General features: G+C 57.9%; 19 protein-coding genes. 11 read left to right on the top strand and 8 right to left on the bottom strand.

All coding sequences use genetic code 11. The features are described 5' to 3' along the window. Window positions 1-44: 44 nt before the first annotated feature. On the bottom strand, window positions 45-1,073 hold the full coding sequence (locus PhaeoP97_RS07420; RefSeq protein ID WP_072504536.1) for a patatin-like phospholipase family protein: 1,029 nt from the start codon (window positions 1,071-1,073) through the stop codon (window positions 45-47). Window positions 1,074-1,203: 130 nt separating this feature from the next. Beyond that, the gene (locus PhaeoP97_RS07415) at window positions 1,204-1,977 is read right to left on the bottom strand and encodes a 3-hydroxybutyrate dehydrogenase (protein ID WP_072504535.1); all 774 of its coding nucleotides are present in this window, start codon (window positions 1,975-1,977) and stop codon (window positions 1,204-1,206) included. 393 nt (window positions 1,978-2,370) lie between these two features. On the opposite strand from PhaeoP97_RS07415, the gene PhaeoP97_RS07410 reads away from it, so the two are divergent. The 5 genes from PhaeoP97_RS07410 (at window position 2,371) to PhaeoP97_RS07390 (ending at window position 6,704) form a co-directional block, all read left to right on the top strand. Continuing rightward, window positions 2,371-4,197, top strand: coding sequence for an extracellular solute-binding protein (locus PhaeoP97_RS07410; protein ID WP_072504534.1), 1,827 nt, complete (start codon window positions 2,371-2,373; stop codon window positions 4,195-4,197). Window positions 4,198-4,318: 121 nt separating this feature from the next. Then, a complete protein-coding gene (locus tag PhaeoP97_RS07405; protein WP_072504533.1) occupies window positions 4,319-5,152 on the top strand; it encodes an arsenate reductase/protein-tyrosine-phosphatase family protein in 834 nt (277 codons plus the stop codon). 22 nt (window positions 5,153-5,174) lie between these two features. Further along, entirely contained in the window at window positions 5,175-5,651 is a 477-nt protein-coding gene (locus PhaeoP97_RS07400) for an arsenate reductase ArsC (RefSeq protein WP_072504532.1), read from the top strand. After that, complete coding sequence (locus PhaeoP97_RS07395; RefSeq protein ID WP_072504531.1) at window positions 5,648-6,310, top strand: aquaporin; 663 nt, start codon at window positions 5,648-5,650, stop codon at window positions 6,308-6,310. Before PhaeoP97_RS07400 ends, PhaeoP97_RS07395 begins: the two co-directional genes overlap by 4 nt. A gap of 163 nt (window positions 6,311-6,473) precedes the next feature. Next, on the top strand, window positions 6,474-6,704 hold the full coding sequence (locus PhaeoP97_RS07390; protein ID WP_072504530.1) for a hypothetical protein: 231 nt from the start codon (window positions 6,474-6,476) through the stop codon (window positions 6,702-6,704). Between the two features lie 84 nt (window positions 6,705-6,788). Here PhaeoP97_RS07390 and PhaeoP97_RS07385 read toward each other — a convergent pair whose 3' ends face one another. Then, window positions 6,789-7,412, bottom strand: a complete 624-nt coding sequence (locus tag PhaeoP97_RS07385) for a helix-turn-helix domain-containing protein (RefSeq protein WP_072504529.1) — start codon at window positions 7,410-7,412, stop codon at window positions 6,789-6,791. A 65-nt stretch (window positions 7,413-7,477) separates the two neighbouring features. On the opposite strand from PhaeoP97_RS07385, the gene PhaeoP97_RS07380 reads away from it, so the two are divergent. The 3 genes from PhaeoP97_RS07380 (at window position 7,478) to PhaeoP97_RS07370 (ending at window position 11,137) form a co-directional block, all read left to right on the top strand. Then, window positions 7,478-9,010, top strand: a complete 1,533-nt coding sequence (locus tag PhaeoP97_RS07380; protein ID WP_072504528.1) for a class I adenylate-forming enzyme family protein — start codon at window positions 7,478-7,480, stop codon at window positions 9,008-9,010. After that, window positions 9,007-9,672 carry a DsbA family oxidoreductase gene (locus PhaeoP97_RS07375; RefSeq protein WP_072504527.1) on the top strand — a complete coding sequence of 222 codons (666 nt, stop codon included), beginning with the start codon at window positions 9,007-9,009 and terminating at the stop codon, window positions 9,670-9,672. The genes PhaeoP97_RS07380 and PhaeoP97_RS07375 overlap by 4 nt, the downstream gene beginning before the upstream one ends. A 241-nt stretch (window positions 9,673-9,913) precedes the next feature. Next, the gene (locus PhaeoP97_RS07370) at window positions 9,914-11,137 is read left to right on the top strand and encodes a multidrug effflux MFS transporter (RefSeq protein ID WP_072504526.1); all 1,224 of its coding nucleotides are present in this window, start codon (window positions 9,914-9,916) and stop codon (window positions 11,135-11,137) included. A gap of 106 nt (window positions 11,138-11,243) precedes the next feature. Here the strand turns inward: PhaeoP97_RS07370 and mfd are convergent, their stop codons facing one another. Both mfd and PhaeoP97_RS07360 read right to left on the bottom strand, forming a co-directional pair. Beyond that, window positions 11,244-14,705: a transcription-repair coupling factor gene (gene mfd, locus PhaeoP97_RS07365; RefSeq protein WP_072504525.1), complete on the bottom strand. Its 3,462-nt coding sequence runs from the start codon at window positions 14,703-14,705 to the stop codon at window positions 11,244-11,246. Between the two features lie 35 nt (window positions 14,706-14,740). Beyond that, on the bottom strand, window positions 14,741-15,265 hold the full coding sequence (locus PhaeoP97_RS07360; protein ID WP_072504524.1) for a component of SufBCD complex: 525 nt from the start codon (window positions 15,263-15,265) through the stop codon (window positions 14,741-14,743). A 200-nt stretch (window positions 15,266-15,465) separates the two neighbouring features. Here PhaeoP97_RS07360 and hemB point away from each other — a divergent pair, with 200 nt between their 5' ends. Together hemB and PhaeoP97_RS07350 are read left to right on the top strand one after the other, a co-directional pair. Next, window positions 15,466-16,464 (top strand): porphobilinogen synthase, encoded by a 999-nt coding sequence (gene hemB / locus PhaeoP97_RS07355; protein WP_072506355.1) that lies wholly within the window; start codon window positions 15,466-15,468, stop codon window positions 16,462-16,464. 222 nt (window positions 16,465-16,686) lie between these two features. Beyond that, on the top strand, window positions 16,687-17,262 hold the full coding sequence (locus PhaeoP97_RS07350) for a lipid-binding SYLF domain-containing protein (RefSeq protein WP_072504523.1): 576 nt from the start codon (window positions 16,687-16,689) through the stop codon (window positions 17,260-17,262). 100 nt (window positions 17,263-17,362) lie between these two features. On the opposite strand, the gene PhaeoP97_RS07345 is transcribed toward PhaeoP97_RS07350, so the two are convergent. Beyond that, window positions 17,363-18,235 carry an NAD(P)-dependent oxidoreductase gene (locus tag PhaeoP97_RS07345; RefSeq protein WP_072504522.1) on the bottom strand — a complete coding sequence of 291 codons (873 nt, stop codon included), beginning with the start codon at window positions 18,233-18,235 and terminating at the stop codon, window positions 17,363-17,365. Between the two features lie 136 nt (window positions 18,236-18,371). Here PhaeoP97_RS07345 and PhaeoP97_RS07340 point away from each other — a divergent pair, with 136 nt between their 5' ends. Then, on the top strand, window positions 18,372-20,855 hold the full coding sequence (locus PhaeoP97_RS07340) for a penicillin acylase family protein (protein ID WP_072504521.1): 2,484 nt from the start codon (window positions 18,372-18,374) through the stop codon (window positions 20,853-20,855). A gap of 89 nt (window positions 20,856-20,944) precedes the next feature. Here the strand turns inward: PhaeoP97_RS07340 and hflX are convergent, their stop codons facing one another. Continuing rightward, complete coding sequence (gene hflX / locus PhaeoP97_RS07335) at window positions 20,945-22,216, bottom strand: GTPase HflX (protein WP_072504520.1); 1,272 nt, start codon at window positions 22,214-22,216, stop codon at window positions 20,945-20,947. Beyond that, the gene (hfq, locus tag PhaeoP97_RS07330; RefSeq protein WP_008204623.1) at window positions 22,216-22,455 is read right to left on the bottom strand and encodes an RNA chaperone Hfq; all 240 of its coding nucleotides are present in this window, start codon (window positions 22,453-22,455) and stop codon (window positions 22,216-22,218) included. The genes hflX and hfq overlap by 1 nt, the downstream gene beginning before the upstream one ends. Between the last annotated feature and the right edge of the window lie 69 nt (window positions 22,456-22,524).

The following is a 22,524-nucleotide window of genomic DNA, read 5'->3' as shown; positions in this document are numbered from 1 at the left end:
GTCCACGCAAACCCGGTCCACAGAGCCAGCCCTGTCCGCAATCCTCAGCCAAACATTTCGCCCAGATCCACGGTTGACCGAACCCCGAGTGCGCTATAATCCTGCTCCAGAAACACCTCCGCCGCTGCGCGCCCTGCGGCCTTCAACTTGGCCAGGATCTGCGGGATCGGAACCAGTTTGGTGTTCACGGACAGTTGCCGCATCAGATTGTCATCCGCAATACGATGCACAAAAACCCGTTTCATATGCCCCTGCTCGATACGACCGTCTGCCAGCAGGCGCTGAACGAACTCGATGGCCCGCAATTCCCGCAGCAAGGATGAGTTGAAGCTGATCTCATTGATCCGGTTCTGGATCTGCTGTGGTGTACGTGGCAACACCTCGCGCTCCAGCGGGTTAATGCTGACGACAACCACATCAGACGGCAGTTCAGGTCGATATAGCGGAAACAACGCCGGATTTCCGGTATAGCCGCCATCCCAGTAGGCCTCCAACCGTCCTGTCTTTGGGTCTTCGATCTCAATGGCTTGAAACAGGTTCGGCAGACAGGCAGATGCCAGAATTGATTCTGTCGACACCTCGTCACCTGAAAATACCCGCACCTTGCCACTGCGCACTGAAGTGGCACAGATAAACAGCTGTGGGCCCTGGTCCGCACAAACCTCGGCAAAATTGAACGCCTCTACCACTGGCAATAGCGGATTGCGATAAAACGGCCCGTAGCTATAGGGCGACACCATCTGCCCCATCATCTCGCGCGGGGAAAACGGCGCAATCCAATCCAGCGCACCCAACAAGGGTGCGGCGTCCAACCCGGCCAGCCAATGGGCAAACCGCATATCCCCGACCGCCCCCATGCGTTGCCAAAGTTGGTCAAGACAATCCCGCGCGCCCTCTCTGCCGCCCTGAACAAGGCCAGATTTCAGCGCGGCTCCGTTCAGCGCCCCGGCAGAGGTGCCGGTGATGGCGGCAATTTCCAGATCATCCTGCTCTAGCAGCCGATCCAGGACACCCCAGGTAAAGGCCCCATGTGCGCCGCCGCCCTGCAGGGCCAGATTTATCCGTTTAGTCACACTCTGTCTCCTGACCACCAGCGCAGAGCGAGACCTGCGCATGTCGCTTGTCACCATTCCCGAAATACTCCGGGGGTGAATTGCCCCGCAGGGCAAAAGGGGGCTGGCCCCCTCCACATCTGTGACGCGACTACAGCGCGGTCCAGCCACCATCAACGCTCAACGTGGTACCTGTCATCTGTGCTGCCGCATCAGAACAGAGGAACACCGCCGTACCACCCAGCTGTTCAACGGTTGCAAACTCGCGCGACGGTTGGCGTTCCAGCATCACAGTCTTGATCACTTCCTCACGACCCATGTTGTATTTCTCCATGGTGTCCGGGATCTGCGCTTCAACCAATGGAGTCAGGACATAGCCGGGACAAATGGCATTGGCGGTGATCGGCTCTTGCGCCGTTTCCAGTGCGACGGTCTTGGTCAGGCCAACAACACCATGTTTGGCCGCCACATACGCCGATTTATAAGGCGACGCGGTCAGGCCATGTGCCGAGGCGATATTGATCACCCGGCCCCAGCCTGCCTGGCGCATCATCGGCAGTGCGGCTGCAACTGTGTGAAAAGCCGACGACAAGTTGATCGCCAGAATCGCATTCCACTTGTCGACCGGGAACTCTTCTACCGGTGCCACATGTTGAATCCCTGCATTGTTGATCAGAATATCACAACGCCCGGACTTGGCGATCAGCGCACGGCAGGCATCAGCGTCAGACATATCGGCCTGAATATAGCGGGCATCCACGCCGAACTCAGACGCGATTTTCGCCGCCAAAGCGTGGTCTTCTTCGCTATCAGAAAAAGAATTCAGCACCACGTCGGCACCCGCCCGCGCCATCTCGCGCGCGACCCCAAGACCGATGCCTGAATTCGACCCGGTAATCACCGCGCATTTGCCCGTCAACGTCATCTTACTCTTCCCTTCCTGTGCAAAACCTGTTTGGTGCGACTGTGACATGCTGCACCTGCAAAGGAAACGTCGATCACCGCGCAATAGTTGCAAGCGATGCCCAAGACAACTGCCGATCTCAATACTACAGACGGAGAAACGGCCCCGTCCGGATCCGCCATAGGCATCGGGACCGCGCAGTTCATATTGGAAACCGCAGCGCAAAAAAAACGCCCGCACGAAGCGGGCGTTAAGTTATTGAGGCAGGTTTCATACAGGCAAGAAACCTATCGAGCAGTGAGACCTTTATAAGCAATTTCCCCCGTTCATCCAAGCTAAAAGTTTGAATTGACGCCGCAGCGCCGTTAGCGTTGGTGTTCATGAAAATAAGGCCAGAGCGGGATTGTTGCGAAAGTGCGACCAGATTTTTTCTTTAGAGTTCGACCGGTCTTGGCCGGAATCATCCTCAGCGTCAGCGGTAATTTTGCAGTAGCAGAATCATCTCATGGCATAGCTATGTATGGCGACCCCGCTCTACCACCGGATTTTGTGTCTTTACCCTATGTAAACCCTATCGCCCCCAAAGGCGGTGAAGTGGTGTTCGGCAATACCGGTGGCTTTGATACGCTGAACCCTTTTGCCCAAAAAGGCACGCCACCCTGGCAGATGCGGTTCTGGGGATACGAGAGTTTGATGGGCCGGTCCGCAGACGAGCCATTCACACTATATGGGCTTCTCGCCGAATCGATTGAGGTCCCGGAGGATCGCTCTTGGGTTGAATTTACGCTGCGCCCAGAAGCCCGATTCTCTGATGGATCGCCCGTAACGGTCGCGGATGTGATCTGGTCCTACAAGACTCTCGGCACCGACGGCCACGTCCGGTATCGCCGCCTTTGGGGACAGATTGCCAGCATCAGCCAGACTGGTGAGCGTAGCCTGCGCATCACCTTCAACGAAGAAAACCGCGAGCTGGCACTGATTGCCGGCATGCGCCCGATCCTGAAAAAGGATCAATGGGCCTCTGCGGATTTCGCCTCCTCCGGCCTGAAGCAGGCCCCGATCGGGTCCGGCCCCTATGTGGTTGCAGAGTTCGAGCCGGGTCGATTTATTCAGTTTGCCCGCAACGACGCCTATTGGGGCAAGGATCTGCCCTTGCGGCGCGGCACCAATAACTTCGACGAAATCCGGCTCGACTTTTATGGCGATCAGACCGTCCTACTAGAGGCGTTCAAGGCTGGCGAAATTTCAGCCATTCGCGAATTCAACGCCGCCAAATGGGACAAGGCCTATGATTTTCCGGCCATCGCCTCGGGCGCAGTCCGCAAGACTTTGATCCCCAATGGCAAACCTTCAGGGATGACCGGCATCGCCATGAACACCCGCCGCGCGCCGATGGACGACTGGCGGGTCCGCGAGGCGCTGATCCGGGCGTTTAATTTCGAATACATCAATGAGACAATGACCGGTGGCACCCAGCCACGGATCAGCTCTTACTTCTCGAACTCTTATCTTGCCATGCAACCCGGCCCCGCCACGGGCAAGACCCGCGTCTTGCTGACTCCGTTTGAGGCGGATCTTCTGCCCGGTGTGATGGATGGATACGACCTGCCTCAAAGCGATGGCAGTGAGCGCAATCGCAGAAACCTGCGCGCCGCCACCAAGCTCTTGGCAGAGGCCGGCTGGACTGTGCAGGACGGTCTGATGCGCAATGCCAAGGGAGAGCCGTTGGAGCTGCAGGTACTGCTCACCCCTGGCAATCTGGGCGAGGGTGAGATGCGCTCCGTCGTCGAAATCTACGCCCGAGCCTTGGAACGACTGGGTATCTCCCTCTCCTCTGACGTCGTTGACAGCGCGCAATTCGTTGAACGCCAGCAAGGGTTTGACTATGATATGACCTTCTTTCGTCGTGCCATGTCACTGAGCCCCGGCAATGAACAATATCTCTATTGGGGCAGCGCCGCTGCGCAGCAGCCGGGGTCGCGCAACCTGATTGGGATCGAGGATCCGGCAGTGGATGCGATGATTGACACCATGCTTGTGTCGACCTCCAAGGCGGACTTTATCGCTGCGGCCCGTGCGTTGGACCGGCTGCTTACGGCTGGGCGCTATGTCATTCCGGTCTGGCAATATGCCGAGGGCCGCATTGCACACGACAAAAACCTGCGGTTCCCGGGTCGCCTGCCCATCAGCGGGGATGGGATCAACTATATGCCTGAGGTCTGGTGGTATCAGGCAGACTGACGCCCGACGGTACCCGATAAAATAGCCCGTCCCGATGGTATCGAGGCGGGCTTTTTCAGATCTGTACTGTTTTGGAAGATGAATGTTGACACATATTCATTATTTCCATATTTCATGAAATATGGAAATAGATATCACATCTCAGCTGTCAGCCCTTGCGCACCCCAATCGGCTGGCCTTGTTTCGCCTGCTGATGCGGCGGTATCCGGATGCGGTCCCTGCGGGTGAGATCGCCTCTGCATTGGCACAAAAGTCCAATACCGTCTCGACATATCTCTCAACGTTGACTGCCGCTGGGCTGATCCATTCGCACAGGCAAGGGACCTCGCTGCTCTATCAGGCACATCTTGACGGGCTACGTGGACTGTTTGACGACCTTCTGTCTGACTGCTGCCACAACCGCCCGGACGTCTGCCCCCCCACAAAACATGCCGAAGCGATCAGGCCCACCGTCGAACGCCCCCTAAATGTCCTGTTCATTTGCACGGGCAATTCGGCACGGTCAGTGATGGCCGAGGCTATACTGGACAAAGAAGGCGGCGGCAGGTTTCGCGCCTATTCCGCGGGCAGCCACCCCGCGCGCGCGCCGCAGCCAGAGGTCATCGCGCTATTACAGGCAAAAGGTCATGAGACAAGCGGATTGCGGTCAAAGGATCTTCTTGAATTTTCGACCCCTGGCGCGGCTCAGATGGATTTCATCTTTACCGTCTGTGATCATGCCGCAAATGAAGAATGCCCTGCCTGGCCCGGACAGCCGATGAGCGCCCATTGGGGGCTTGCTGATCCGGTCAAGGCCAGCGGCACGGAGGCAGAGCGACATCTCGCATTTCATCAGACCTATGGGCTGTTGCGCAATCGGATCCGTGCCTTTGCATCGTTGCCCTTTGAAACACTCAACAGCCTGTCATTGCAGCATCGCCTGGATGATATCGGTCGCAGCTCTTCCTCTGAATAACGCATCAACCACGGTTATCCATATGAATATTCTCATTCTTTGCACCGGTAATTCGGCGCGCTCAATCCTGTTGGAAACACTCCTGAATACCCATGGCGCCGGGCGCCTGCGGGCCTATTCCGCAGGCTCGCAGCCCGCAGGCAAGGTGCATCCGCAATCCTTGGTTCTTCTGACCGAGAAAGGTCATGACGCCAGCACTGCCCGATCCAAAAGCTGGGATGAATTCAGCGCTGAGGGCGCGCCGGAAATGGACATTGTGATCACCGTCTGCGCATCAGCCGCCGGTGAAACCTGCCCGATCTGGCCAGGCATACCAATCCGCGCCCATTGGGGGGTGGACGATCCTGCCGCCGCTGCTGAACCCGACTGGGATAACGCCTTTCGCACCGCCTACGACCGGCTGGATTGCCGCGCGAAGGCCTTTCTCGCGCTGCCGGTGGAAACAATGGATCGTGATACGCTCAGCGCAGAACTGGCCCGAATTGGAGACCTGCCATGACCACACAGAAACTGATAGCCGAAGGGTTGGGTACCTGTTTCCTGCTGATCGGCGTCGTCGGCTCTGGCATCATGGCCGAGGCCCTGTCGGGCGGTAATATTGCGCTGGCGCTGCTGGCAAATGCCGTGGCCACGGGCGCGATGCTTTATGTGATCATCACCACGCTGGGGCCGATTTCTGGCGCCCATTTCAACCCGGCGGTGACCCTGGCCTTTGCCTTGCGCGGAGAACACAGCTGGCGCGCGGTGCCGCCCTACGTTGTTGCACAGATCGTAGGTGGCATTTTTGGGGTCTGGGCGAGCCATATCATGTTCGACCTGTCAATCCTGCAAACCTCTGCGACCATGCACCGGACCGGCGTTGCCCAGTGGTTCTCGGAGATCGTTGCGACCTTTGGCCTGTTGTTTGTGATCTTTGGTGGGTTGCGGTCGCGCCCCGATGCCGTCCCCCCGCTTGTCGCGTTTTACATCACGGGCGCCTATTGGTTCACCTCCTCGACCAGTTTTGCCAACCCGGCCGTGACCATTGCGCGTGGGTTCAGCGACACATTTGCGGGAATCTACCCCGGTCATATCCTGATGTTCATCGTGATGCAGATTGTCGGAGTCGGACTGGCGCATCTGCTGCTACCGCGTCTGTTCACCCCACCCCAAGGCTGACGGGCACGCCGCGAAGGTCCGGCATGTTACATCGCAAGATCAAGCAACGGGGTTGGTCATTCAGCCCCGTCTGGTTCGGATCGAAAAGTTGCAGACTTTCTTTTTTACGAGAAAATGCTAGCATTATTGTCCACGCGCAACTCTGAACCTTAGGGAGCCCCCCATGCCTGTTCAAACAGCACGCGCCAGCTGGTTCGACAGGATGCCCCGTATCAAGCAACGGTTTCCGCATCTGCAGACCCGCCAGGCCCCATCCTTGCTCGATGACAAGGATAAATTTGTCGCCTATCTTGCCCGCACGCACCATCTGACGCTCACAGAAGCGCGCGAAGAGGTAGAGGATTTCCTCTATACAGAAAGCCTGCACCTAGAGCTGGAACACCAGTTTAACTGAGGCTGTGCTCCTCGCTCTGATCAGTAACGCGTTCCGTTGCCCATCGCATCGGGGCGCGATCATTCCCGTAGGCCAACGCATAGGTCAGGCAAGCGATGTCACCCAAAGGATGGTGGCATCTTCGTCGCTAAGCGAAATCACATTATGACCCATGGCTGCGTCGTAGTAAGCGCTGTCGCCGCGTCGCATTTCGATCGGCTCATAGAACTCGGTATAGAGCTGGACAATCCCTGTCAGCACGTACAGGAATTCCTCACCATCGTGCCGTACCCACCCTTCGAATTCATCCATCGACCGTGCCCGGACACGGGCACGATACGGCAACATCTGCTTGCGTGTGAGACTGTCGGCCAACAGCTCATGCTCATATGTCGCGGTGGCATGGGCGGATCCCTGACCGGTCTTTGTCACCGTCAAACGGCCATTGACCTGATCGCGCTGTGGCTGGGTAAACAACTGTGGAACAGAGATTTGCAAGCCCACTGCCAGCTTCTTCAATGCCTCGTAAGTCGGTGACATCTGGCCATTTTCAATCTTGGACAGGGTCGATCTTGCCAGCCCCGCCTGATTGGCCGCGTGCTCCAGCGTCCAGTCTCGCGCCTTGCGCAATTCGCGCACGCGCGCACCCAGATCAAGCGGCTCGGTGTCCGCGGCATCGCCCGACGCACGGGCAATAGTGATAAGCGATTTGGGATCACGAGAGCTCATGCGATTTCCTATAAGACGGGACGGGCCGTCTTGCAACGCGTGGATTGGCACGATAGCCAATCTGAATGCAGTCCCTCTTTGACAACGGCCCCTTTGTGCCCTGCCCCACGCCGTTCAATCTGGCGGCCCATGTACTCAATCAGGGCGCAGCTGGCCACCTGGCCGAACCGAAGCGGCCGGCCCTATCGGTGCTTGGCCCGCATGGGTCACAAGACTGGGCCTATACTGAATTGCGCGCCGCCGTCAGGGGCACGGGAACAGGCCTATTGGCCGCGGGTCTGGAACCGGGTGACCGTGTGCTTCTGCGACTTGGCAACACGCCCATCTTTCCGATTGCCTATCTTGGTGCCATCGCTGTCGGGCTGGTGCCGATCCCGACCTCTGCGCAGCTGACCGAACCCGAAGTCCGACGGATGATGGATGAGCTGTCACCAGCAGCTGTCCTGCGTGACGATGGCATCGCCTGTCCGTCGCATCCACGCGAGATAACCGGCGACTCACTTCGGGATATGCAAAGCGCGCCGCCTTGCGATTTTGCGTTTGGCCCACCAGATCGACCGGCTTACATCGTCTACACCTCTGGCACCGGCGGAAATCCGCGCGCCGTGGTCCACGCTCATCGCGCGATCTGGGCGCGGCAGATGATGATCCGCCACTGGTATGATCTGAGGCCTAACGACAGGCTGCTGCACGCTGGCGCCTTCAACTGGACCTTCACACTTGGCACCGGATTGATGGACCCGTGGAGCTTGGGCGCAACGGCACTGATCCCGGAGGATGGTACAGCGATCACAGCGCTACCGGCTCTGCTGAAACACCACCGCGCCAGCCAGTTTGCCGCCGCTCCCGGCGTCTACCGTAAGATGCTGTTGTCCGATACGTCACTGGACCTACCAGACCTGCGTCATGGGCTTTGCGCTGGTGAGAAGCTCTCGGAGACATTGGCAACACAATGGCAGATGGCCACCGGCACACGGCTCTATGAGGCCTTTGGCATGTCGGAATGCTCCACCTTCATCTCGGCGACGCCGGGACAGGTACAGACCCCCGGCACCCTTGGCAGGCCACAGCCCGGCCGTCGCGTTGCGATCCTGGGAAAGAATGGCCAACCCGTGCCACGTAATATGCCAGGCGTTATCGCCGTTGACCGACAGGATCCGGGGCTAATGCTTGGGTATCACGGCGCGCCAGACGCAACAGACGCCCGAATACATAATCGCTGGTTCCTGACCGGGGATCAGGGCGAGATGACCGACGATGGGCAGATCCGTTACCTTGGGCGGAACGATGACATGATGAACGCCGGCGGGTACCGGGTGTCGCCGCTGGAGGTGGAAACCGCGTTGGCCCCGCATCCTGATCTGATACAGATCGCGGTCGCAGCGGTTGAGATCAAAGCCGACACCCAGATTATCGTCGCGTTCTACACCAGTGCCAAAGATGTGAGCACAGAGGCGCTTTTCGCTTTTGCCAAGACACGGTTGGCGCGCTACAAGCAGCCCCGCGCCTATCAGCGGCTTGAGGTGCTGCCCACCGGCGCCAATGGCAAATTGCTGCGCCGCGCCCTGCCCGATTGCTACAAAGGACACCAAACATGAGCGTCGTAAAGCTTGATATCTTGTCGGACCCGATCTGCCCCTGGTGCTATATCGGCAAAGCCCATCTGGATAAGGCCCTGGCCGAAGTCAGCGATCATCCCTTTGTAATCGAATGGCACCCCTTCCAGCTAAACCCGGATATGTCACGCGACGGCATGGACAGACGCGCCTACCTGGAAGGTAAATTCGGCGGCAAAGACGGCGCGGTGCAGGCTTATGCACCGGTTGTGGAACACGCCAATGCAGCCGGGCTTCAGATCAATTTCGAGGCAATGGAGCGCACGCCGAATACGCTTGATGCGCATCGTCTGATCCATTGGGCTGGGATAGAAGGCAAGCAAAGCACTGTGGTGGACGCATTGTTTAATGCCTATTTCGTGCAAGCAAAGGACATCGGCAACGCCGAAATCCTGAGCGATATCGCCGCCAGCGCCGGGATGGACCGAGACGTCACTCTGCGGCTTCTGTCCGGCGATACTGACGCCCAAGAGATCCAGGACCGCGATGCCCATTCGCGCAAGATGGGTGTCACATCAGTGCCGACATTTATCGTGGCCAACCAGCACGCCGTCCCCGGCGCGCAGCCACCCGAGATGTGGAAGCAGATCATCGCCGACATCCAAAAGCAGCTGAAAGATGACAATGGCACGACGGACAGCTAACCTAACGATCATCCTACAAGTATCTAATATATAATCATAACACTCCATTTCCGAACCAAAAATGGATGCGCAGGTGGGGTGCTATGAGTGTCATATGCCAGCCTTTGCTCGCGTGTAGATGCACATAATTCTGTGCATCAGCGCTTCTGGTCGAACCGCAAAAGATATGTTAGCGCGGACGGTGTGACACCCAGACAGTGCCCGATGACCGGGGCTCCTGAAGTGTCGCGAGAGGTTTCAAATGACGACAGATACACAACACGCCATGTCAAAGGCGGAATTCATCGCATTGATTGCGATGATGTTTGCGACAATTGCTTTTTCCATCGACGCCATGTTGCCGGCGCTGCCCGAGATTGGCAAAACCCTAAGCCCTGGTGACGTCAACCGCGCTCAGCTGGTGATCGCCGCCTTTGTCTTTGGCATGGGCGTAGGCACGTTTTTCACTGGGCCACTCTCTGATGCCTTTGGCCGCCGCCCGGTTATTTTTGCCGGGGCCGCGCTTTATATTGCATCAGCCTTTCTGGCTTGGATCAGTTCTTCGCTTGAGCTGCTGCTGATCAGCCGGGTGACAATGGGCCTGGGCGCTGCTGGCCCTCGGGTTGTGGCGCTTGCGATCGTGCGCGATCTCTATTCTGGCCGGGAAATGGCCAAGATGATGTCGATCGCAATGATGATTTTCACTCTGGTTCCTGCCGTGGCCCCCATGCTGGGCGCAGGCATCATTGCCGTAACCAGCTGGCGTGGCATCTTTCTTGCCTTTGCCCTGTTTGCCATCATCATCGTCTTGTGGATGGGGCTCCGCCTGCCAGAGCCGCTGGCGCGCGAGAACCGCCGCCCGTTCCGCCTGCCCTTGTTGTTGGGTGCCGTGACCGAAATGGTGACCCATCGCAGTGTACGCCTGTCAATCATGGTGCAGACCCTGTGCCTTGGCATGTTGTTTTGCATGATCACACTGGTACAGCCGGTCTTCGATGTTGTTTTCGACCGGGCCGAAAGCTTTCCGTATTGGTTTGGCTTTGTCGCGCTGATGTCTGGCACCGGCAGTCTGATCAACGCATCGGTTGTGGTACGGATCGGCATGCGTCGTATGGTGACTTGGGCACTATGTGGCCAGATCATTCTGGCCACCATCATGCTGCTAGCTGGCACGATGGATTTGCCGCTGGCCATCAAGTTCGGAATGTTCGTCGCCTGGCAGACCAGCGTGTTTTTCATGGCAGGCCTGACTATGGGCAATCTCAATGCTATGGCCATGGAGCCGATGGGCCATATCGCGGGCATGGCGGCCTCTGTCACTGGTGCTATTTCAACGGTTTGTGCAGCGTTAATCGCAGCACCTGTGGGGCTGCTGTTTGATGGCTCAGTTGTGCCGCTCACTGCCGCGATCCTGTTGATGTCGGTATGTGGATTTGGCCTGATGCTGCACATGGCACGGGTGGAAAACCGGCTCGCCGCCGAATAATCTCTACGCAAATCAGTTCATGTTAAAATTAAGCCCCTCCAGTCGCTTGGAGGGGCTTATTCGTCTCGGAAACTCTGGCTACAGCGGCGCTGTTTAGGTGCGCTGTTCAGGTGTTTTTAGCTTTGGCCTTCTTTTTCTCGGCGACGACCTTTTCCGCCAGATCACGTGCGATGGCAAAGGCGCCCTTGATCTTGTCACTGTCCTTTTTCCAGTCACGGCGCACAACGATTTTGTTGTCTTTTACCTTGGCCAGACCGTCCTGCGCCTGAATGAATTCAACCAACCCCTGCGGTGAAGCAAATTTATCGTTGTGGAACTGGATTGTTGCCCCCTTCGGACCGCCGTCCAGCTTGGCGATACCAGCGCGTTTACACATCGCTTTGATCCGCACCACCAGCATCAGGGTGTTCACTTCCTTTGGCAAGCTGCCAAACCGGTCAATCAGTTCGGCGGCAAAGCCCTCAAGCTCCACCTTGGTCGTCAGATCAGAGAGCCGTCGATACAGACCCAGACGTACGTCCAGATCAGGCACATAATTTTCTGGAATCAACACTGGTACGCCAAGATTGATCTGCGGTGCCCATTGGTCGTCGCTTCCTGGTAGACCGTTCAGCTCGCCAGATTTGATCTTGGCAATCGCTTCCTCCAACATGGATTGATAAAGCTCATAACCCACATCACGCATCTGACCGGACTGCTCTTCCCCAAGAAGATTGCCGGCACCACGAATATCAAGATCCTGCGAGGCCAGCGAGAACCCGGCCCCAAGCGTATCCAGTGACCCTAAGACCCGTAACCGCTTTTCGGCCCCCGGTGTCAGACGTACGCGCGGTTTGGTCGTCAAATAAGCATAGGCCCGCGTCTTGGAGCGACCCACCCGGCCTCTCACCTGATAAAGCTGCGCCAGACCAAACATGTCGGCCCGGTGCACAACCATCGTGTTCGCGGTAGGAATATCAAGACCCGACTCCACAATTGTGGTCGCCAGAAGAACGTCGAATTTGCCATCGTAAAAGGCATTCATCCGATCATCCAGATCCCCGGCCGCCAGCTGGCCATGGGCCACGACATAGCTGAGCTCGGGCAACTGTTCCTGCAAGAAGGCCTCCACATCCGGCAAATCCGTGATCCGCGGCACCACATAAAAGGCTTGCCCGCCACGATAATGTTCGCGCAACAGCGCCTCGCGAATGGTGACGGCATCGAATTCGCTTACATAGGTGCGGATTGCCAGACGATCCACAGGCGGCGTGCCAATGATCGACAGATCCCGTACACCGGTGAGGCTCAACTGAAGCGTTCTCGGGATCGGCGTGGCGGTCAGAGTCAGCACATGAATATCGCTGCGCATTTGCTTTAGCCGCTCTTTATGTGCGACGCCGAAATGCTGTTCTTCGTCGATGATCAGCAGGCCTAGGTTCTGGAACCGCACCGATTTTGCCAATAGCGCGTGGGTGCCGACCACGATATCAACTGTGCCTCTGGCAATACCATCACGGGTTTTAGCGGCCTCTTTTGCTGTAACAAAGCGTGACAACTGTCTGACTTCCAAAGGAAACCCACGAAACCGCTGTACAAAAGCCGCTGCGTGCTGTCGCGCCAACAGCGTGGTCGGCGCGACAATCGCAACCTGCACACCCGACATAGCCGCGATAAAGGCCGCGCGCATCGCGACTTCGGTCTTGCCGAAACCCACATCTCCGCAGATCAGCCGATCCATCGGTGCACCCGATTGCAGATCCGTCATCACGTCTTCGATGGCACGCAACTGGTCATCGGTCTCCTGATAGGGGAACCGGGCCGAAAACTCTTCCCATGCATGAGGAGGCGGATCCATCATCGGCGCTTTGCGCAATGCACGTTCAGCGGCCACGCGGATCAACCGATCCGCCATCTCGCGAATACGTTCCTTCAGCTTGGCTTTTTTGGCCTGCCATGCACCGCCGCCCAGTCGATCCAGCAGGCCCTCATCATGGCCGTATTTCGACAACAGCTCGATATTTTCAACCGGGAGGTACAGCTTTGAAGATTCAGCGTATTCCAGCAGGATACACTCATGCGCGGCCCCCGCTGCGGTGACGACCTCCAACCCCTTGTAGCGGCCAATCCCGTGGTCAACATGCACCACCAGATCACCAGGGCTGAGGGATTGCGTTTCGGTCAGGAAATTCTCAGCTTTACGCCGTTTCTTTGGTGCGCGGATCAACCGGTCGCCCAGAACGTCCTGTTCCGAAATCACTGTCAGATCATCAGTCTCAAACCCATGTTCCAGCGCCCAGACTGCCAGGTGCAGGCCGGATTTTCCAATCCTCGTGCCATCTTTTACCGGGATCACCTCGGCCAGGCCTTCATCCTCGATCAATCCAGTCAGCCGTTCCCGCGCGCCCTCAGAATAAGAGGCAACTACCACCGGACCGACTTGCATTCGAACCTTAATATGATCAGCCAATGCACTGAACAAACTTATGTTTTCCAACTGGCGTTCGGGTGAGAAATTGCGTCCGATGCGCCCACCTGCGTCAATCACGCCTGGTCCGGTTGCCTGTGGCAAGGGGTGGAACTGAATCATGCGGTGGTGACCAATAGCCGCCTCCCAGGCGGTGTCATCAAGGTAGAGCAACCCTGGCGGAACAGGTTTGTAAACCGTATCAATCCGGCCTTTTTGCGCCATTGCGATCTTGCGCGTTTCATATTGGTCAACGATGCTGTCCCAACGCGACAGCCGTGCTGGTGTCACCTGATCGTCCAGCGTCACCGTGGCGCCGGGCAGATAGTCAAACAGCGTTTCCAGCTGGTCGTGAAAGAATGGCAACCAATGCTCTAACCCTTGGTATTTTCGTCCAGCCGACACGGCCTCGTATAGCGGGTCATCGGTGCCGGCCGCGCCGAACTCGATCCGGTAGTTTTGCCGGAACCGGGTAACGGCGGCCTCGTCCAGAATCACCTCGGACACTGGCGCCAGCTCAATCAGGGTCAGCTTTTCGGTGGTGCGCTGAGTTGCCGGATCGAACCGGCGCGCGCCATCCAGAACATCGCCAAACAAATCCAGCCGCACCGGACCGCTCTGACCAGGTGGAAAAATATCGATAATGCCACCACGGACGGCAAAATCACCAGGTTCCATAACTGTTGGGCTTTTGGTGAAACCCATACGGGTCAGATAGTTCCGCAGTGCTTTTTCATCAATCCGGCGGTCGACTTCAGCGGTAAAGGCCGCGTCCTTCAGCACTTGTCGCGCAGGCACCCGTTGGGTCGCTGCGTTCAGCGTGGTCAGCAGCACAAACTGCCCCGGCATTTGATGCACCAGCGCGGCCAGCGTCGCCATACGCGCCGCCGCAATATCGGCATTGGGCGATACACGGTCATACGGCAGACAATCCCAGCCAGGAAAGCTGATAATGGGCATATCCGGCGCGAAAAATGCCAACGCCGCCCGCATGGCCTCCATCCGCTTGTCGTCACGTGCCACATGCACCACGGGCGCATTAGTGCTCGCCGCCTCTTTGAGGATCAGCCGCGCATCAAACCCCTCAGGTGCCCCACTTGCGGTGATTGCCCGTTGCGCCATCTTGCGTCTCTCTTTCGTCGTCTGCCCGTAGGCGATTAGCCCAGGAACCCAATTTGCAGGTTCTGATACATGCCCCAAAGCGCGGTCACAAAAATTGCTACCATGCCAACCAGTTGGATAAATAATCTGCTGATGGTCAACTGGCGGATCAACGTCTCACCAGCCAGCCCTTCTTGCTGAATACGGCGCGCCGAGATCCAGTTAATTAGGCCGACAAACCCCATGGGAAAGGCCAAAAGAAAGACCGCCTGCGCAAATTCCACGCCGTAATAGAACCCTAGCATGCCCAGCATCGCCAGAACAAAGCAGGTCATGCCAAGCACCCAATGTCCCGACACCTCGGTGATATACATCATCCGGTTCACATTGACCCGCGTGATTGCCTCTAGATCCAGCGCCGCCTGGCCACCGTTCTTGCGGGCGCGATACACCATGTCAAAAGGAACACCCATGACCCAATGGCTGGCCGAGGACCAGACAACCGCAAGAGCAATCCAATACCACAGATTGGAAAACGACCGCAGGTCAATCAGCTCGGTCAAGGTATGAAACAGATCCACTGGGCGGCCCTTCTCTCTTCCAGTCGTTGCGCCCTTATATCCCCTGCGTCGCGGTCTGGCACAAGGGCTGGCCCCATTCGCCATCAGATGGGGTCATATGGCGCGGCGAATCTGTCACTTGTCGTCGTGCGCGTTCCGTGTCACGCAAGGGGGTGAGCGCGGTCAGCATCAGGATCGCGACCATGATCTGCGAGGACCCGATGAAACCAACCGTCGCCCCATTTCCAGCTGCCCGTCCACGTCGGCTACGCAGCACGCCTGCGCTGCGCAATCTTGTGCGCGAGACCACGTTGACCAGTGACGATCTGATCTGGCCGGTCTTTGTTCGTGATGGCGACGGTATCGAAGAACCGATCGCCTCAATGCCGGGTGTCACCCGGCGCAGCATCGACAAGGTGGTGGACGCTGCGATTGAGGCGCGCGCCCTAGGTATTCCGGCAATCTGCCTTTTTCCCTATACCGATCCAGTGCTTAAGACCTCGGATTGCGCCGAGGCCTGGAGCCCGGACAATCTGGTAAACCGCGCCATCCGCGCCATCAAATCCGCCGTCCCCGATATCGCGGTGATGACGGATGTGGCGCTGGATCCCTATAATATCAACGGGCATGACGGCTATGTGGTGGACGGTGAGATCGTCAATGACGAAACGGTCGAGGCGCTGGTCAAAATGACCGTGGCCCAGGCCGATGCCGGCGCAGACATCATTGGTCCGTCCGACATGATGGATGGTCGCATCGGTGCCATGCGCAGCGCGCTGGAGGCCGCAGGTCACCGCAATGTCACCATCCTCTCATATGCTGCCAAATACGCCTCAGCCTACTATGGCCCGTTCCGCGATGCGGTTGGGGCCTCCGGCGCCCTGAAGGGCGACAAGAAAACCTATCAGATGGACCCTGGAAATACCGATGAGGCGCTGCGCATGATCGAACGTGATCTGAGCGAGGGCGCAGATATGGTGATGATCAAACCGGGGCTGGCCTATCTCGACATCTGCCAGCGGATAAAATCCACCTTTGGCGCACCGACCTTTGCCTATCAGGTCTCTGGTGAATATGCGATGATCGAAGCTGCCGCCCAGAACGGCTGGATTGATGGCGAGCGCATCATGCTAGAAAGCCTTACGGCCTTCAAACGGGCTGGTTGCGATGGGGTTCTGACCTATTATGCCCCGGCCGCCGCACGCCTGCTGAACGGCTGATAACCCCAACAGTTCCACAGCCAGTACAACAACATAAAAACCCGCAGAAAATCGCGCCACTCATCAGGCAGGAAGCCGCTGATCTTCGCAGGGCTGATGATGACATGCGGCAGCTTTCCGCGTATACCATGGCCTAGAGCCAGAAAACTGGCCACGAATGAACAGTGACAGGCCGATGTGACAGCCCAATCTGGGCAGGCCCTCAATATACAGGCAAACAAGATGAGCAGATCGTATTCCTCCCGTTTGACCCGGCGCGGTTTTGCGCTTGGTGCCCTGGCCGGTGCTGGTGTCACCGCCGCCTGCGGCAATGGCATTGGCAACAGCAATGCGCCCAAGATCGACGCCCGCGTTGATGCAACCCTCAGCCAGATGTACAGCCAATATCCCGGTGCCGTTGCTCTGGCCGAAAAATCCACTGGCATGCTGGTGATGCCTTTGGTGACCGAAGCCGGCTTTCTGGTCGGTGGCGCCTTTGGCCGCGGGGCGTTGCGCATTGATGGCGTAACTGTTGATTACTATTCCACCGTCAAGGGCAATGCCGGCTTGCAGATCGGCGCACAGCAATATGCCCATGTTCTGTTTTTCATGACACAAGAGGCATTGTCGAACTTTCGCCGCTCCTCCGGCTGGGCTGCGGGCGCGGACCTAGAATATGTGATCCGTGATGACGGCAATTCTCTGGCCGCTGACACCAACACATTAAACGCACCTATTCTGGCAGCGGTCTTCGGGCAGGCTGGCTTGCGTATTGGCGCAACGCTGGAAGGCACCAAATATACCCGTATTATACCCTGATACGGTGGGGATCTGCGGATCCGCTCCGCGCTTTCTACTGGCTTAAGGTATCGCCGCCAGAGTCATGGCCTTTCCATCTGGAAAGGCCATTATTATGTGTCTAATCGAACGCTTTCAGACGCTTGAACAGGCTTGATGTATCCCAGCGCCCGCCGCCCATCTTCTGCACATCCTTGTAAAACTGATCAACCAAAGCCGTGACTGGCAGACTGGCCCCGCTCTCGTCCGCCGCATCCAGGCAAATGCCCAGATCCTTGCGCATCCAGTCGACCGCAAAGCCATGTTCGAAGTGATCGTCCAGCATGGTCTCGTGACGGTTCGCCATCTGCCAGCTGCCTGCGGCCCCCTGGCTGATCACTTCCACCACCGCGCGGCCATCCAGCCCGGCCTTATCGGCAAAATGCAGCGCCTCGCTAAGCCCTTGAACCAGGCCGGCAATGGCGATCTGGTTGCACATTTTGGTCATCTGACCAGCGCCGCTTTCGCCGATCCGGCGACAGATCCGGGCGTAAGCTGCGATAATCGGCTCGGCCTTGTCGTAGGCCGCCTGATCGCCGCCACACATAACTGAAAGCACACCGTTTTCCGCCCCGGCCTGTCCGCCGGAAATCGGCGCATCAACGAAGGGCAACCCCAGATCCGCCGCCGCCGTGTTCAGCTCGCGAGTCACCTTGGCGGACACAGTTGTGTGATCAACAAAAATCGCGCCCGCATCCATGCCGACAAAGGCGCCATCCGCGCCAAGACAAACCGAACGCAAGTCGTCGTCATTGCCGACACAGGCCATGACAAAATCCGCACCCGCCACTGCCTCGCGCGGTGTTGCGGCTGCGCTACCACCATGCTCCTTGGCCCAGGCCGTGGCCTTGGCACCCGTGCGGTTATATACCGTGACCTCATGACCTGCGGCCGCCAGATGACCCGCCATCGGATATCCCATCACTCCCAGTCCCAAGAATGCAACTTTCGCCATCTGCTTTCCCCCTGATGCGTCTTGTCCTATGTTGGCGACACCCTAGCAGCCGCGCCGCCCGGCGCAATCTGCGCGGGTCATAAACTGCGCCGTAACCGGGCCAATAACGTCAAAAAACTGAGGAAACGCACCACCGATGGGACTTCTCTTTCGCTGGCTCCTGCGCCTTGCCGCCGCTTTGATTCTGCTTCTGGTGTTAGGGCTTGGCCTGGTCTATTTCCTCGCAGCGCAATCTCTGCCCGACTACAACAAAGAGGCCACTCTCCCAGGCCTGCTGGCGCCGGTTGAAATCGTGCGTGACAATGCCAACGTACCACATATCTTTGGCAGCTATGGCGCCAGTGACGAGGATGTCTATTTTGGCCTCGGATATGTGCATGCGCAGGACCGTCTCTGGCAGATGACCATGTTGCGGCGCAGCGCCATGGGTCGCCTGTCAGAAATCTTTGGCAGCCGTACTGTACAGGTCGACACGCTGATCCGCCGTCTGGATATCTATCGTTTGGCGCAGCAATCCGTCGCGGCGCAGACGCCTGAGACCATGACCGCCCTGCGTGCCTATTCGGCTGGTGTTAACGCCCGCATTCAGGAAATCAATGACGACGCGCTAGGTCGAGGCGCGCCAGAGATGTTCCTGTTCAATGTGCCAATGGCCCCGTGGCAGCCCGCCGACAGTATCGCCGTGATGAAGTTGATGGGGCTAAAGCTCTCTGGCCACATGCAGGAAGAAATTATGCGCGCCCGCACCTCACTGGCCCTGCCCGATCCGGACCGGCTCATGGATATTCTGCCGGATGCACCGGGGAGTGGCGTGGCGGCCCTGCCGGAATATGCCGCGTTCTTTCCCGATCTGCCCCGCCATGCCACTGCCAGCACCAGCCCCGGTTCGCCGTTCATGCCAGTGGCCCGGCGCGGATTGGCCGGGGCGTCAAACGCTTGGGCAGCGGCGCCGAGCCGTTCAGCGGCTGGCGGCACACTGCTCGCCAATGATCCACATCTGGAGCTGACAGCGCCGGGTGTTTGGTATCTGGCCCGGCTAGAATTGGGCACTGGCGGCATCATCGGCGCCACCATTCCAGGCATTCCAGCCGTCATTTCTGGGCGATCCGACCTGATGGGCTGGGGCGTGACCTCTTCATATTTGGATGATCAGGATCTGTTCATTGAACAGTTGAACCCGAACAACCCAGAGGAATATAGGACAGTCGATGGTTTCCAGCGCTTTGCCAGCCGCCGGTCGATCATCAATATCAAGGATGAAACACCCGTCACCCTGACCCTGCGCTGGACCGACAATGGGCCAGTGCTGCCCCGCTCACTGTTTGATCTGTCGACCATCACGCCGCCCGGCCATGTGGTCAGCCTAGGCTGGACCGGACTGAGCAGCCAAGACACCTCAATGACTGCCGCGCTCGAGCTGATGCGCGCCAACTCAGTGGAAGAGGCCATCCAGATCAGCAAGCGCTATATCGCTCCCGCGCAGAACCTTACACTGGCCGACCGCGATGTGATCGCATTGAAAACCGTCGGAGCCATCCCGCAACGCGATGCCCGCCACCAAAGTCAGGGTCGCATGCCAAGTCAGGGTTGGCGCCGCGAAAACCAGTGGCAGGGCCGCGCGCCTTATGCGGCCAATCCGCAATTTGTGGCCCCCGTTGGCGGGATCCTCGGCAACACCAACAACAAAATTCTGGACCGCCCCTTCCCCAATCACGTGTCTTACAGCTGGGGCGACACCCAGCGAATAAACCGCTGGAAAAAGCTGATGCAGGATCGGCAGGTCCACACCCGTGACAGCTTTATCGAGGCGCAGCTGGACACTGTTTCCTATACCGCACGCAGCCTGTTGCCGCTGATCGGGGCCGATCTTTGGTTTACCGGCGAAGCCGCCGAAGACGGCACCCGCGAGCGTCAACGCCAGATCGCACTGTCGTTGTTGTCGGAATGGAACGGCGAGATGAATGAACATCTGCCTGAGCCTTTGATCTATGCCGCATGGGTCCGCGCATTGCAAAAACGTCTTATCACGGACGATTTAGGACCTTTGGCACAGGAGTTTACGCAGGTTGATCCGCTGTTTCTGGAGCGCGTGTTTCGCGACGTCGAAGGCGCATCGGCCTGGTGCGACATCCGCCAAAGCGCCCCGCGCGAGACTTGCACAGAACTGGCACGACTCGCTTTGGACGATGCGCTGATCTGGATAGAGGAAACCTATGGCTCTGCACTTGAATCCTTGCGCTGGGGTGATGCGCATCAGGCAACGCAAGACCACGAGGTGCTGGGCGAGGTTCCATTGCTGCGCTTCTTCGTGAACATCCGTCAATCCACCAGCGGTGGCGACAACACTCTGCAACGTGGTCTCACCTCAGGCGAGGGCAAACACCCGTTCCGCAATGTGCACGCTGCCGGGTACCGGGGCGTCTATGACTTTGCCGATCCCGATAGTTCGGTGTTTATTATCGCCACCGGGCAATCCGGGCATTTCCTGTCGCGCTATTACGACGATATGTCCCAGCTTTGGAGGCGCGGCGAGTACATCCCTATGTCCCTGGACGAGGATCTGGCCCGTGCTGCCGCTGTCGGTGTGACCCGGCTTATCCCTCTTACGCCCGAGGAATAAGATGTACCGGATAGGCCCAGCCTAGATACAAGAAACCCCCGCAGCCAATCCGGTTACAGGGGTTTCATTTGAGTCAATTTAGAGTTGCATCAAAGCGCAGCGAAGCGGTTTTTCTGTGTTTCCGTCCACAATACGGTCAGCTCAAAACCCGTCTCAGTCTGCGTTTCGCCTTGCACTACATCCTGTTCGAACAACCACGCCCGTTGTTTGCCTTGCGCAAATGTCAGGGTGATATCATCCTCATGCCGTACCAGACGCAGTTTGGCGGTAATATCCGCCAGCAGACCATCCAACCCTTCACCACTGATCGCAGAGATGGCGTGAATGCCCTCTTCGCGCTCAGCGCGTTGGCGACGGGCCTCTGCTTCTTCCTCGTTCAAGAGATCAAGCTTGTTCCAGATCTCAATCCGGGCGCGGCTGTCATCCACGCCAAGCGAGGAGAGGATCGTTTCCACATCTGCTGCTTGATTCTGGGTTTCGTCATGGCTGATGTCGCGCACATGCACGATCACATCGGCGGCCAGCACCTCTTCCAACGTGGCGCGGAATGCCGCAACCAACTCTGTCGGCAGCTCTGAGATGAACCCAACGGTGTCAGACAGGATGATTTCCGGCCCATCCGGCAGCTCTACCCGGCGCATGGTTGGGTCCAGCGTCGCAAAGAGCATGTCCTTGGCCATCACCTCAGCACCCGTCAAACGATTGAAAAGTGTTGATTTTCCAGCATTTGTATACCCAACCAGCGCCACAATCGGATAGGGGATTTTTGCCCGCGCAGCGCGGTGCAGCGTGCGGGTTTTTACCACCTTGTCCAGCTGGCGGCGCAGGCGTACCAATTGTTCATCAATTGCACGTCGGTCTGCCTCAATCTGGGTTTCGCCGGGTCCGCCGACAAAGCCCAACCCACCCCGTTGCCGCTCAAGGTGCGTCCACGCCCGCACGAGCCGGGTGCGCTGATAGCTCAGCGCTGCCATCTCGACCTGCAAAACGCCCTCGCGGGTACGTGCGCGGTCCGAAAAGATCTCCAGGATCAGCCCGGTTCGGTCTAGGATTTTGACCTTCCAAGCCTTTTCAAGATTGCGCTGCTGTACCGGCGATACAGGGCCATCAATCAAAACCAGCTCAACGTCGTTCCCTTGGAACAAAGCCTTCAGCTCTTCGATTTTTCCCGATCCAAACAGCATCCCGGCGTGTGCCTTTGGCAGGCGCACCACGTCAGAGCCGATCACCGCAATGTCGGGCAAAGCCTCTGCCAGGGACACGCCCTCGGCAAGGGCCGCCACCGGGTCACGGCGGTCGCGGTCGGATTTGATATCGGGATGCACCACCCAGGCACGGGTGGGCGTCCGGTCATGCTCCATCAAGAGGCGTCTTCACCTTCATACAGGCTGATCGGCTGGGCAGGCATGATCGTCGAAATGGCGTGTTTGTAAACCAGTTGCGACTGCCCATCCCGACGCAGCAGGACACAGAAATTGTCAAACCATGTAATCACACCCTGCAACTTAACGCCGTTGATCAGAAAGATGGTGACCGGAACCTTGGTTTTACGAACGTGGTTCAGGAAGGCATCCTGAAGATTCTGTCTGTCCGAAGCCATTATTGTAATCTCGCCTTTGTTCTTGTCGCGCTGCGGACCAGCGCTTCTTGTTAATGAATAGTATGAACG

Origin of the sequence: Phaeobacter porticola, assembly GCF_001888185.1 — a bacterium.
Lineage (GTDB): Bacteria > Pseudomonadota > Alphaproteobacteria > Rhodobacterales > Rhodobacteraceae > Phaeobacter > Phaeobacter porticola.
Note: the sequence above shows the minus strand (reverse complement) of the source record. Positions and strands in the feature narration are given on the sequence as shown.

Excerpts from the sequence above, each read along its gene's own strand:
- PhaeoP97_RS07380 (WP_072504528.1), top strand. The coding sequence starts at position 7,478 with ATGCAGTCCCTCTTTGACAACGGCCCCTTTGTGCCCTGCCCCACGCCG.
- PhaeoP97_RS07370 (WP_072504526.1), top strand. The coding sequence starts at position 9,914 with ATGACGACAGATACACAACACGCCATGTCAAAGGCGGAATTCATCGCA.
- PhaeoP97_RS07395 (WP_072504531.1), top strand. The coding sequence starts at position 5,648 with ATGACCACACAGAAACTGATAGCCGAAGGGTTGGGTACCTGTTTCCTG.
- PhaeoP97_RS07390 (WP_072504530.1), top strand. The coding sequence starts at position 6,474 with ATGCCTGTTCAAACAGCACGCGCCAGCTGGTTCGACAGGATGCCCCGT.
- hfq (WP_008204623.1), bottom strand. The coding sequence starts at position 22,455 with ATGGCTTCGGACAGACAGAATCTTCAGGATGCCTTCCTGAACCACGTT.
- PhaeoP97_RS07350 (WP_072504523.1), top strand. The coding sequence starts at position 16,687 with ATGAGCAGATCGTATTCCTCCCGTTTGACCCGGCGCGGTTTTGCGCTT.
- PhaeoP97_RS07340 (WP_072504521.1), top strand. The coding sequence starts at position 18,372 with ATGGGACTTCTCTTTCGCTGGCTCCTGCGCCTTGCCGCCGCTTTGATT.
- PhaeoP97_RS07415 (WP_072504535.1), bottom strand. The coding sequence starts at position 1,977 with ATGACGTTGACGGGCAAATGCGCGGTGATTACCGGGTCGAATTCAGGC.
- mfd (WP_072504525.1), bottom strand. The coding sequence starts at position 14,705 with ATGGCGCAACGGGCAATCACCGCAAGTGGGGCACCTGAGGGGTTTGAT.
- hflX (WP_072504520.1), bottom strand. The coding sequence starts at position 22,216 with ATGGAGCATGACCGGACGCCCACCCGTGCCTGGGTGGTGCATCCCGAT.
- PhaeoP97_RS07400 (WP_072504532.1), top strand. The coding sequence starts at position 5,175 with ATGAATATTCTCATTCTTTGCACCGGTAATTCGGCGCGCTCAATCCTG.
- PhaeoP97_RS07405 (WP_072504533.1), top strand. The coding sequence starts at position 4,319 with ATGGAAATAGATATCACATCTCAGCTGTCAGCCCTTGCGCACCCCAAT.
- PhaeoP97_RS07345 (WP_072504522.1), bottom strand. The coding sequence starts at position 18,235 with ATGGCGAAAGTTGCATTCTTGGGACTGGGAGTGATGGGATATCCGATG.
- PhaeoP97_RS07375 (WP_072504527.1), top strand. The coding sequence starts at position 9,007 with ATGAGCGTCGTAAAGCTTGATATCTTGTCGGACCCGATCTGCCCCTGG.
- hemB (WP_072506355.1), top strand. The coding sequence starts at position 15,466 with ATGAAACCAACCGTCGCCCCATTTCCAGCTGCCCGTCCACGTCGGCTA.
- PhaeoP97_RS07385 (WP_072504529.1), bottom strand. The coding sequence starts at position 7,412 with ATGAGCTCTCGTGATCCCAAATCGCTTATCACTATTGCCCGTGCGTCG.